The 12045-nt window shown below is 33.0% G+C and carries 12 protein-coding genes; 2 read left to right on the top strand and 10 right to left on the bottom strand.

What is annotated here, in order from left to right; genetic code table 11:
• Positions 1–367, bottom strand: a 367-nt coding sequence (locus ACH2BP_RS08100) for a recombination mediator RecR (protein WP_395058758.1), incomplete at its 3' end; no start/stop codon positions are given.
• A gap of 133 nt (positions 368–500) precedes the next feature.
• Between ACH2BP_RS08100 and ACH2BP_RS08095 the strand changes: the two genes are divergently transcribed.
• Positions 501–1997, top strand: a complete 1497-nt coding sequence (locus ACH2BP_RS08095; protein WP_395058756.1) for a sodium:solute symporter — start codon at positions 501–503, stop codon at positions 1995–1997.
• A 212-nt stretch (positions 1998–2209) separates the two neighbouring features.
• On the opposite strand, the gene ACH2BP_RS08090 is transcribed toward ACH2BP_RS08095, so the two are convergent.
• The gene (locus ACH2BP_RS08090; protein WP_395058754.1) at positions 2210–2575 is read right to left on the bottom strand and encodes a CoA-binding protein; all 366 of its coding nucleotides are present in this window, start codon (positions 2573–2575) and stop codon (positions 2210–2212) included.
• 125 nt (positions 2576–2700) lie between these two features.
• On the opposite strand from ACH2BP_RS08090, the gene ACH2BP_RS08085 reads away from it, so the two are divergent.
• The gene (locus tag ACH2BP_RS08085) at positions 2701–3324 is read left to right on the top strand and encodes a MarC family NAAT transporter (protein WP_395058752.1); all 624 of its coding nucleotides are present in this window, start codon (positions 2701–2703) and stop codon (positions 3322–3324) included.
• Between the two features lie 63 nt (positions 3325–3387).
• Here ACH2BP_RS08085 and ctlX read toward each other — a convergent pair whose 3' ends face one another.
• The 8 genes from ctlX to ACH2BP_RS08045 all read right to left on the bottom strand — a co-directional run.
• Positions 3388–4326 (bottom strand): citrulline utilization hydrolase CtlX, encoded by a 939-nt coding sequence (ctlX, locus tag ACH2BP_RS08080; RefSeq protein ID WP_395058750.1) that lies wholly within the window; start codon positions 4324–4326, stop codon positions 3388–3390.
• Positions 4327–4330: 4 nt separating this feature from the next.
• Positions 4331–5284: an arginase gene (locus ACH2BP_RS08075; protein ID WP_395058748.1), complete on the bottom strand. Its 954-nt coding sequence runs from the start codon at positions 5282–5284 to the stop codon at positions 4331–4333.
• Between the two features lie 122 nt (positions 5285–5406).
• On the bottom strand, positions 5407–6690 hold the full coding sequence (locus tag ACH2BP_RS08070; protein WP_395058746.1) for a citrate synthase: 1284 nt from the start codon (positions 6688–6690) through the stop codon (positions 5407–5409).
• A gap of 526 nt (positions 6691–7216) precedes the next feature.
• Positions 7217–8506 (bottom strand): phosphopyruvate hydratase, encoded by a 1290-nt coding sequence (eno, locus tag ACH2BP_RS08065; RefSeq protein WP_395058744.1) that lies wholly within the window; start codon positions 8504–8506, stop codon positions 7217–7219.
• Positions 8507–8552: 46 nt separating this feature from the next.
• On the bottom strand, positions 8553–9662 hold the full coding sequence (gene carA / locus ACH2BP_RS08060) for a glutamine-hydrolyzing carbamoyl-phosphate synthase small subunit (RefSeq protein ID WP_395058742.1): 1110 nt from the start codon (positions 9660–9662) through the stop codon (positions 8553–8555).
• Positions 9663–9748: 86 nt separating this feature from the next.
• The gene (locus ACH2BP_RS08055; protein WP_395058740.1) at positions 9749–10426 is read right to left on the bottom strand and encodes a hypothetical protein; all 678 of its coding nucleotides are present in this window, start codon (positions 10424–10426) and stop codon (positions 9749–9751) included.
• Between the two features lie 81 nt (positions 10427–10507).
• A complete protein-coding gene (gene rplQ, locus ACH2BP_RS08050) occupies positions 10508–10996 on the bottom strand; it encodes a 50S ribosomal protein L17 (protein ID WP_395058738.1) in 489 nt (162 codons plus the stop codon).
• Positions 10997–11059: 63 nt separating this feature from the next.
• On the bottom strand, positions 11060–12045 hold a 986-nt coding region (locus ACH2BP_RS08045; RefSeq protein WP_395058736.1), incomplete at its 5' end, for a DNA-directed RNA polymerase subunit alpha.

Raw genomic sequence — 12045 nt, 5'->3', positions numbered from 1 at the left:
ACTGGCTTGGACCTACACCGTCTATAGGTGAAATTTTTCCTCCTAAAACGTGATAAATTCCACGAAATTGACCAGTATTTTCGATAGCCATTACATCGCGAACATCTTCTACCACACAAACGATTTGATGATTCCTATTATGATTTGAGCAAATTTCGCACACAGCAACATCGGAAATGTTATGACAGTTTGCACAAAATCTAATTTCCTCACGCATAGTAAGTAACGATTGTGCCAAGAAAGTTGTTCGCTCTTTAGGTTGCTTTAGCAAATGCAAAACCAGTCGCAATGCCGTTCGCTTACCTATTCCTGGCAATTGCGCCATTTCGTTTACTGCTTTTTCTAATAGTTTTGATGAAAATTCCATATAACAAAAGTAAGCATTTTGTTTATTTGGTTATGCGGTTATTTGTTAGTTTCAAGAAATCCTCTAAATAACCGCATAACCAAATAACCGATTAAACATTTTTTTGTATTTTGCGGCAAATAAAATTTACAAAATGACACCATTTGCAATCCTATTCCTTATTGTAATTTACTTCGGAATCTTATTTATTATTTCTCATGTTGTGAGCAAAAAAGATAGCGGTAATGAAGCCTTTTTTAAAGCCAACAAAAACTCAAAATGGTATCTTGTTGCCTTCGGAATGATAGGAACCGCATTGTCCGGCGTAACATTTATATCAGTTCCAGGCGAAGTAGGAAATCCCGATTTGCAATTCAAATATTTTCAGTTTGTTTTAGGAAATGCGATTGGATTTATCATCATTGCAAAAGTATTGCTTCCGTTGTATTACCGTATGAATCTAACCTCGATTTACGGATATATAGAACAACGATTGGGCGTGGTTAGTTACAAAACCGCTGCCACTATTTTCTTAATAAGTCGAACAATTGGATCTTCTTTTAGATTATATCTAGTCGTTATCGTTTTGCAACGTTATGTGTTCGATTATTATGGTGTTCCGTTTACATTTACAGTAATGATGTCGTTATTATTAATCTTTGCATACACCTATCGTGGCGGACTAAAAACGATAATTATTACTGATACCTTACAAACATTTTTCTTAGTATTATCAGTTTTCTTGACTATATTTTTTATTTGCAGAAGTTTAGATTTAAGCATTTTTACCGCTTTTGAAGAAGTAAAAAATAGTAATTATTCTAAAATATTTTTCTTTGATGATTATAACAAAGGCAACTATTTCTGGAAACAAATTCTAGGTGGAATATTCGTAACTATTGCTATGGTAGGTTTAGATCAAGATTTGATGCAAAAGAATTTGAGTTGCAAAAACATTGGAGAAGCACAAAAAAACATGTTCACTTTTACAGGGATTTTTGTCATTATTAATATATTTTTCTTGAGCGTTGGAGCTTTACTTTACATGTTTGCAGAGAAAAACGGAATACAAGTTCCTATGGTTGACGGCGTTGCGAGAACCGACTTTTTGTTTCCAGAAATCGCATTAAAATCTTTGGGATTAATTCCTGCAATAGTATTTTTGTTGGGACTCACAGCTGCAACTTTTGCAACAACCGATTCAGCATTAACAGCACTAACAACTTCTTTTTGTGTCGATTTTTTAGGAATGGATAAAACCGAAAACTTAAACAAACCTAATATTGTAAGAACACGACATTTAGTTCATATTGGATTTTCGTTTTTAATGTTTTTAGTCATTGTAATTTTCAACTCTGTAAATGATGCTTCAGTGGTGAAAATGATTTTTAAAATCGCTTCGTATACTTATGGCCCACTTTTAGGATTGTACGCTTTTGGATTGTTTGTAAAATCGAAAACGGTCAATGACAAACTGGTTCCTTTTATTTGTTTAATCTCACCTGCCATTTGTTATTTTATAAGTACAAACTCGGCAAAATTATTTGGCGATTATGTGATAGATAATGAACTAATTATTATAAATGGATTAATCACGTTTATTGGATTATTATCAATTAGCAAACCTGCAACTAAGGAAACTAGGTTTTAAATAAAAACACCTGTCAGATTTTGAAAACCTGACAGGTGTTTTTATTCTCCAAAGGAAAAATGATTTACTAATTAATCCGATTAATTGAAAATCCCATCCATTTTTCTTGGGTAGATTACTTCACTTATTTTTTGTTTTAAGTGGAGTTCTGTGAAATACGTTTGGAATGAAAGCTAGAATATGATTTACAAATATGTATAAATTATTTGCTCTTAATATTGATTCGTCGCCAATAAAACCAATGTACAAGATTCCTCAACTTTAATCCCATTTGCTTTTAACAACTGATAAAATTCTGGATTTTCGGTTCCTGGATTAAAAATGACACGTTTGGGTTTGGTTTCTAATATATAGTTATAATAATCACGCTGACGAGTTGGATTCAGATATAGTGTCACAGTGTGAATACTTGCCAATGGAATGTTTTTAGTTCTAATATTTATTCCTGCAACTTCTCCAGCATTTTGACCAATGGCAATTACTGAATGACCTTTTTCGACCAACATGGTTACTGCCTTAAATGCGTATCTATCTGGTTTTGTTGAAGCACCAAGTACCAACGTTTTTTTATTGCTCATTATATATATTTTTTTTACAAAAGTACTCAAAATTGTGGCTTTCCCTAAAAATATATACCTTTATACAATATTGATGTTTTCGTAATAAGCGAAAAAATATAACCAATTACTTTTACAAAAAAACCATGGAGTTATTTATCTATCTATTCTTCGCCTTATTTTCGGTACTAAACCCAATAGGAACAATCCCTATTTTCGTAGGACTTACACAACATGACGAGAAAAAAGAGCGTTCTAGAATCTCGCTTTGGACATCGATAAATGTTTGTATTATTTTGATAATTTCGTTTTTTGTAGGTCAATATATTCTTTCCTTTTTCGGAATTACTATAAATGCCTTGCGAATCACTGGCGGAATTATAATTGCGAGTTCTGGTTTTTCGTTACTTTCTGGAAAATTTAGCAAAAAAAGAGGTATTGGTAAAAAAGTAAAAACTGATGTTGAAAACAGAAATGACATTGCACTTACACCGCTTGCCATGCCAATGCTTGCTGGGCCAGGCTCTATGTCGCTACTTATTGCCTTTTATCAAGAACACCATACAAACAATGAAATGATTATCTCATCGGCAGCAATTATAGCGGTATCGGTTAGCATTTATTTGGTTTTAAGAAGCGCACATTATCTTTCTAAAATACTAGGTGCTTCAGGAATTGTAGCAATTTCTAGAATTGTAGGATTCTTAACTATTGCAATTGGGGTTCAATACATTATTAGTTCTATATTGAGTATTGTGAGAGGAATATGAATGAATTGTAAATTATGAATTATAAATATCAGATAATTCATAATTTACAAATTCATAATTAAACTAATCTTCTGTTGGAAGGAAAATTTCCGCCATCATACAACGAGCGCTTCCACCACCACAAGCTTCGATAGTATCTAAACTTGAACTTAAGATTGTGATATGTTCTTCTAGTTGCGCCACTTGTTTTTTAGTTAAACTTTTGTATGCCGATGCGCTCATAACCAAATAACGACGTTCATCAGTTCCTTGCAATTCAAGCATATTTCCTGCAAAATTATTCATCTGATCTTCTGAGATTAGAATAATTTCTTTTCCGTCAGATTTCAAACTATCTAGAACCATTTTTCGCTCTTTTTTATCATCGATACAATCTGCACAAATAACGGCAAAAGTATCGGCAACACACATCATTACATTGGTATGATAGATGAGTTTTCTTTCATTTCCTACTGTTTGAAAAGCTTCGAAAATAACAGGTGTATATTCGAAATCCTCGCAGAATTCGATAAATAATTCTTCGTCAGCACGAGGCGAAAGCGCACAATACGCTTTGTCATTTTCTCTATCTAAAACGACGCTTCCAGTTCCTTCTAAGAAAAAACCATCTTCTTCTGCCGAAGAATAATCCATGATTTCATTAACCACAAAACCTTTGTCTTCAAGAATATCTAAAATTTCTTCACGACGTTCTAATCTTCTGTTTTCGGCAAACATAGGATACAAAGCCACATCTCCACTTTCGTGAAAAGAAATCCAGTTGTTAGGAAAAATAGAATCTGGCGTACTTGGTTCTAATGTATCATCGACTACTGTAACATCGACTCCAACCATTCGTAATTTATTTACGAAAGTGTCAAATTCTTCTTGTGCTTTAGTATTTACCGTTTCTGGCGACAAACCATCAATCACTTTTTGGTAATAATTATTTACCGTCGTTTGTTCATTCATACGAAACGCTACTGGGCGAATCATTAGTATAGAATTTGTAGTTTGTTTCACAGAATTATGATTTAATAGTTTGTGTTATTGCTTCAACAATATCAAGTGTTATTTCGGCCATTGTATTTTCTTTTTCGTCAAGACATGGATTTACTTCAACCACTTCAATACAAATCGTTTTTGAGTTTTGTGCCAATGCAATTAATATTTCTTTGGCTTCTTGTGGCGTTAATCCATCATCGACAGGAGTTCCTGTTCCGTGTGACGTTAAATCTGGATCCATAGAATCTACATCAAAAGAAACATAAATTATATCGCAATCTTTGAGTCTTTCGTTAACAATTTTAATAATTTCAGCAACTCCTTTAGAACGGACTTCAGATACCTGGCAATTCTTAATCTTCAAACGATCCATTATAGAATTCTCTTGAGCTTCAGTATCGCGAACACCAATATAAACAATATCTTCTGGATTCACTTTTGGGGTGATCTTTCCAACTTGTTTGAGTTGATTCCAAAACGAAATCGTTTCTTGATCTACTTCATTGGTTTTACATTCGAGATTGTCAATATTTAAGGCCGTTGCCAAAGGCATGCCATGCATGTTTCCAGACGGCGTGGTATAAGGCGTATGAATATCGGCGTGTGCATCAATCCAAACTACCCCTAATCTTTTTTGTGGGAAAGCTGATTTTACACCAGCAATTGTACCACCTGCGGAACCATGATCTGCTGCCAATAAAAATGGGAACAAATTATTATTTAAAATCGCAGATACTTTATCATTCAACTCATTATAAACATTCAGCAATCCGTCGATTCGTTTTCCAAATGGAAATGAAGTAGGCTTATCTAAAAAATTATTAACGTTTAATATTTTTTGAACTTCGTTCTCTCCAAAAATATAGCTTCCTTTTTTTCTGGCTGCTGTCATTATTGCATCAGGCCCTAAAGAAGCACCTCTTGTCCCTGCGGTTATTTCTGATTTATTGATTAAAAAAACAACGTTCTTACTCATAAAGTATTTATTTGAAATGCAGATTTAGATAAAAACCTATCTCTTACAACCTATTTGATTATTAGCAAATATAAAAAAAGCTTCCCGATTATGAGAAGCTTTTCGTTTAAATTATTAAGAAATTATCGTTTTTCTACAGGAACAAAATCTCTTAAGGGATGACCTGTATATACTTGACGAGGACGACCAATTGGTTCTTTGTTTTCACGCATTTCTTTCCATTGTGCTATCCAACCTGGAAGACGACCAATTGCGAATAATACTGTAAACATATCTGTAGGAATTCCTAAAGCTCGGTATATAATTCCTGAATAGAAATCGACGTTTGGATATAATTTTCTTGACACAAAATACTCATCTACTAAGGCTGATTCTTCTAATTTTTTTGCAATTTGAAGAATTGGATCATCAACGCCTAAAGTTCTTAAAACTTCGTCGGCTGCTTGTTTGATGATTTTTGCTCTTGGATCAAAATTTTTGTATACTCTGTGTCCGAATCCCATCAAACGAAATTCGTCATTTTTATCTTTGGCTTTAGCCAAATATTTTTCGGCATCACCACCATCGTTTTGAATGTCTTGCAACATTTCTAACACTGCTTGGTTTGCTCCACCGTGAAGTGGACCCCAAAGTGCTGAAACTCCCGCTGATATTGAAGCAAATAATCCTGCATGAGATGAACCTACCATTCTTACTGTCGATGTAGAACAGTTTTGCTCATGATCTGCATGAAGTATAAATAATTTATCTAATGCTGCTACTACAACTGGATTTGCAGCATAAGGCCCAGTAGGCAATCTAAACATTAATTGCATAAAATTCTCTACATATCCGATGGTATTATCATAATAATTTAGAGGATAACCCATGCTTTTTCTAAATGTCCATGTAGCAAGAACCAGGAATTTACCCATAGTTTTGCAAACAGCTTCATACATTTCTTTTTCGTTTTCTACATTAACCACTTTTGGGTTAAATGCTGTTAAAGCACTTGTTAGGGAAGACAAAACACCCATTGGATGAGCTGTTTTTGGAAAACCATCGATGATGTTTTTCATTTCTTCATTTACCAAAGTATATTTACGAATATTATTTTCAAATCTTTCTAATTCTGCTTTTGTAGGTAATTCGCCAAAAATTACCAAGTAAGAAACTTCAAGAAAATCTGCTTTATCAGCTAAATCTTCGATTGAGTACCCTCTGTAACGAAGGATTCCTTCTTCTCCGTCTAGGAATGTTATTTCTGATTTACAAACTCCTGAGTTTTTGTAACCAGGATCCATAGTAATGACTCCTGTTAAGTCTCTTAGTTTACTAATATCTATAGCTACTTCATTTTCACTTCCTGTTATTGTTGGAAATTCATACTTTTTGCCATCAATTTCTATTGTTGCTGTATTTGACATAATATAATTTGGGAATTTATCTAAAATATTTAATTTAACAAAGCTATGAAATTCCTTACTAATTAAAAAAGATTTCATGTATCGTTTTAGTTAAATAATTGGTAAAAGCTATTTTATTATAAAAACGAAGGCTTGATTAGTCTGTTTTGGGTGTATTTATATGGAATATTGAAAGGAATTTATTTTATTTTGCAATACATAAGTCAAATCAGTTAGTTTAAGTTTTCTGTTTTTCTCTCACCTCGCTAAGACGTAGAGTCTAAATTACATTAAAAATCAGGTCTTTTTATTAAAAACTTTAATTCGTATAAGTTTTTAATAATGAATATTTAATTTTAATTTTTGTTTCTAAATTGACTGTTACTTTCTAGCCCCGAGTGAAGCGGAAAGCTACGAAATTAAAAAAACTAATTTTTCTTGCAACAACAGAGCGACCAAAGGAAGCTCCTGTTGTTGTTTAGAAAAACAGTTTTTTTGAATGAGTACTTGAAGCGAAAAGCGGGATTTGCTTCAAATTAAAATAAATTTATTTTTTGAATGCTCTATTACCGGGGAAATAAGCAACATCATTTAACTCTTCTTCGATACGCAATAATTGGTTGTATTTTGCCATACGGTCAGAACGAGAAGCTGAACCTGTTTTTATTTGACCACAGTTTAATGCTACTGCCAAATCGGCAATAGTACTATCTTCGGTTTCGCCAGAACGGTGGGACATTACAGATGTATATCCTGCATTATGCGCCATATTTACAGCTGCAATAGTTTCGGTTAATGTTCCTATCTGGTTTACTTTTACAAGAATAGAATTTGCAATTCCTTCATTGATTCCACGTGACAAACGAGTTACATTGGTTACAAATAAATCGTCGCCAACTAATTGTGTTTTGTTTCCGATTTTTTCAGTTAGATATTTCCAACCTTTCCAATCGTCTTCGTACATTCCGTCTTCGATAGAAATAATTGGATATTTTGAAGCCAATTCGGCTAAATAATCTGCTTGTTCTTCTGATGTTCTGATTTTTCCTGTTGCTCCTTCGAACTTTGTATAATCGTATTTCCCGTCTACATAAAACTCTGAAGCGGCACAGTCTAAAGCAATCATAATATCGTCGCCAAAAGTATATCCTGCACTTTCGACTGCTTTTTTAATTGTATCTAGAGCATCTTCGGTTCCGCCAGCTAAATTAGGCGCAAAACCACCTTCATCACCTACTGCTGTAGATAAACCTCTGTCATGCAAAACTTTTTTCAAGTGATGAAAAATTTCTGTTCCCATTTGCATCGCTTGTGTAAATGAAGTTGCAGACACTGGTATAATCATAAATTCTTGAAACGCAATTGGCGCATCAGAATGTGAACCACCGTTGATGATATTCATCATAGGAACTGGTAATGTGTTAGCAGAAACACCACCAATATATCTGTATAATGGCAATCCTAATTCGTTTGCCGCTGCTTTTGCTGCTGCTAAAGAAACACCAAGAATTGCATTTGCTCCTAGATTTGATTTATTAGGCGTTCCGTCTAAATCGATCATCATTTTATCGATTAGATTTTGCTCGAAAACAGAAGTTCCAAGTAATTCGGCTGCGATTATCGAGTTTACATTTTCTACGGCTTTTAAAACGCCTTTTCCTAGATATGCTTTTCCTCCATCACGCAATTCCATCGCTTCGTGTTCACCAGTTGAAGCTCCAGAAGGAACTGCAGCGCGTCCTAAAACACCATTTTCGGTTACTACATCAACCTCGATAGTTGGATTTCCTCTTGAGTCGAAAATTTGTCTTGCGTGAATTTTTATAATTATGCTCATTATAATTTTAGATTTATGATTTTAGACTTTAGATTACAAATATAATTTAGTTTTTTGAAAGTTTTATATTTTCGATAAAATCATCAAACAAGTAACTAGAGTCGTGTGGCCCAGGACTTGCCTCTGGATGATATTGTACCGAGAAACAGTTTTTCCTTTTCATACGCATTCCCGCTACAGTCAAGTCATTAACATGTAAATGGGTGATTTCTAAATCAGGATGATTGTCTAATTCTTCTTTGTTGACAGCGAATCCGTGATTTTGAGAAGTTATTTCGCCTTTACCTGTTACTAGATTTTTAACAGGATGATTTATTCCTCTATGTCCGTTGAACATTTTATATGTTGAAACGCCATTTGCTAATGCAATTACTTGGTGGCCCAAACAGATTCCGAAAAGTGGATTGTTATTTGAAATAATTTCTTTAGCAACTGAGATTGCACTTTCTAAAGGATCTGGATCTCCAGGCCCGTTAGACAAGAAATAACCATCTGGATTAAACGCTTTTAAGTCCTCATACTTTGCATCGTACGGAAACACTTTGACGTAGCAATCTCTTTTGGCTAAATTGCGAAGTATATTAGTTTTAATTCCTAAATCTAATGCCGAGATTTTATATTTTGCAGTTTCATTTCCATAAAAATATGGTTCTTTAGTAGAAACTTTGGACGCCAACTCTAACCCTTTCATATCTGGAATTTGAGCCAATTGTTTTTTAAGTTCCTCTATTGAAGTTCCGTCGGTTGAAATGACAGAGTTCATAGCTCCATTATCACGAATATAACTCACAAGAGCTCTAGTATCGACATCGGAAATACAAACTAAATTTTGTTTTTTGAAATAATCTAATAAATTACTTTCTGAATCTGGACGAGAATGAAAATCAGAAAAATTTTTGCAAACTAATCCCGAAATCATGATTCTATCTGATTCTATTTCATCCTTATTGACACCGTAGTTTCCTATGTGTGCATTGGTAGCGACCATAATTTGTCCGAAATAAGATGGATCAGTAAATATTTCTTGGTAACCTGTTGTTCCAGTATTGAAACATACTTCTCCAAATGTAGTTCCACTTATTCCTATTGATTTACCGTGAAAAATTGTTCCGTCACTTAGTAGTAAAATTGCTGCTTGTTTTGTTGTGTGTTGCATTGTGTTATATTGTTGTGGTACAAAAATAATTTAAAAAAAGGATAAACTATAAAGTTTATCCTTAATTTTTTATAACTTAAAAAACATTAAAGGGAATCATAATATTTAAATATTTCACATAAATCTTTTTCCGATGAAAATTTCAAATTCGAATCGGAAGCATATTTATCAACTAATTTTGATTTATCTCCAAATAATTTTAATATTGATTTCTTTTTTAAATATATTTCATGAAATTCATTATTTATAACTTTGAAGAAGTATACCTGTTTTTTCTCGTATCTAGATTTAGGTTTCTCTTGAGTTAAAGGATTTAATGTTCCATTAATCAAAAACAATTTAAAATCTTTGATAAATACAATTTTATTTGAACTATAGAGTTCTAGACAAAGTTCCTTTTTTTCTTGTATTGTATAAAATACGTATTTTTCTTCACCACGTTTTATAAAACTTATTGTTTTAAGATCATATTGAAAAACAGAATCTTTAGAAATTTTAGATTCTAATACTTTAGATCTAATGTTATAATTCAAATTATGTGTTGGATAATACTTCATTTCATCGGTAAAAATTTTAAAAACACCATCCCATTCTTCAAATAAATAGGAAGAACCTTCAATAGTATTATCAATAGTTGATCCTTTAACCCACATTCCACTACCACCGCTTTCAAATTGTTGAAAGCCTCCTTCTTTAGTGCCAAAATTTTGCCCAAAAACGAAAGTTGAAAGAGTTAATAAAAAAAAACATACAAATTTTTTCATAATTTTAATATTTAATAGATGTAAAAAAAAAGGATAAACTAGTAAAAGTTTATCCTTAATATTTATGAACTGAATGTCATATTATTCTGCACTATCAGTAGCTTCTTCAGTAGTTTCAGCTGCAGCATCAGTAGTTGGTTCAGCTTTTTTAGCTTTTCCACCACGACGGCTTTTAGTTTTCACTTCTTCTTTCTTACCACCGTTGTATAGTTCGTTGAAATCTACTAATTCGATCATTGCCATATCAGCATTATCTCCTAAACGATTACCTAATTTGATAATACGTGTGTATCCTCCTGGACGATCACCTACTTTAGCTGCTACGTCTCTGAATAAGTCAGTTACTGCATATTTGCTACGTAAGTAAGCGAAACATATACGACGATTGTGAGTTGTATCGTCTTTAGATTTTGTTATAAGCGGCTCAACAAATTGTTTAAGTGCTTTTGCTTTAGCAACAGTAGTGTTAATACGTTTGTGCTCGATTAGAGAACAAGCCATATTTGCAAGCATTGCTGCTCTGTGACCTTTTTGTCTGCTTAAGTGATTGAATTTTTTTCCGTGTCTCATGACCTATTTTTTTAAACCTTCATCTTGCTTCAATCCTCTTTGGAGAGCAAAATATGAAGTAATTTATTCTTTATCTAATTTGTATTTCGCTAAATCCATTCCGAAGGTTAAATTTTTAATAGCTACTAGTTCGTCTAGTTCTGTTAAAGATTTTTTACCAAAATTACGGAATTTCATTAAGTCATTTTTGTTGAATGATACTAAGTCTCCCAATGTATCAACTTCAGCTGCTTTTAAGCAATTTAATGCTCTTACAGAAAGATCCATATCAACAAGCTTAGTTTTAAGCAATTGTCTCATGTGTAATGACTCTTCGTCATAAGATTCTGTTTGAGCTATTTCATCAGCTTCAAGTGTAATTCTTTCGTCAGAAAACAACATGAAATGGTGAATTAATACTTTTGCAGCTTCAGTAAGGGCATCTTTTGGATTAATTGATCCGTCAGTTTTTATTTCAAAAACTAATTTTTCATAATCTGTTTTTTGCTCAACACGGAAGTTTTCAATAGCATACTTCACATTCTTTACAGGTGTAAAGATAGAATCGGTAAAAATAGTACCAATTGCAGCATTTTGTTTTTTGTTTTCCTCAGCTGGAACGTATCCTCTACCTTTTTCGATAGTCATTTCCATGTTAAGGTTCACTTTACTGTCCAAGTTACAAATTACAAGGTCTGGATTTAATACTTGAAAACCAGAAATATATTTTTGGAAATCACCAGCAGTAATTTGATTTTTTCCTGAGATTGCAAGTGTAACAGATTCGTTATCGATATCTTCAATTTGACGTTTGAAACGTACTTGTTTTAGATTAAGGATAATTTCTGTAACATCTTCAACAACTCCAGAAATAGTTGAGAATTCGTGATCTACACCTTCTATACGGATAGATGTGATTGCGTAACCTTCTAAAGCAGAAAGTAAAACTCTTCTAAGTGCGTTACCAACTGTCAATCCGTAACCAGGTTCTAAAGGTCTGAATTCAAACTTACCTTCAAAATCGGTTGAATCGATCATGATAACTTTATCGGGCTTCTGAAAATTAAATA

The sequence above is a fragment of the Flavobacterium sp. genome, assembly GCF_043756175.1.
Taxonomy (GTDB): Bacteria; Bacteroidota; Bacteroidia; order Flavobacteriales; family Flavobacteriaceae; genus Flavobacterium.
The sequence above is the reverse complement of the archived record's forward strand: the minus strand, read 5'-3'. Positions and strand labels throughout refer to the sequence as shown.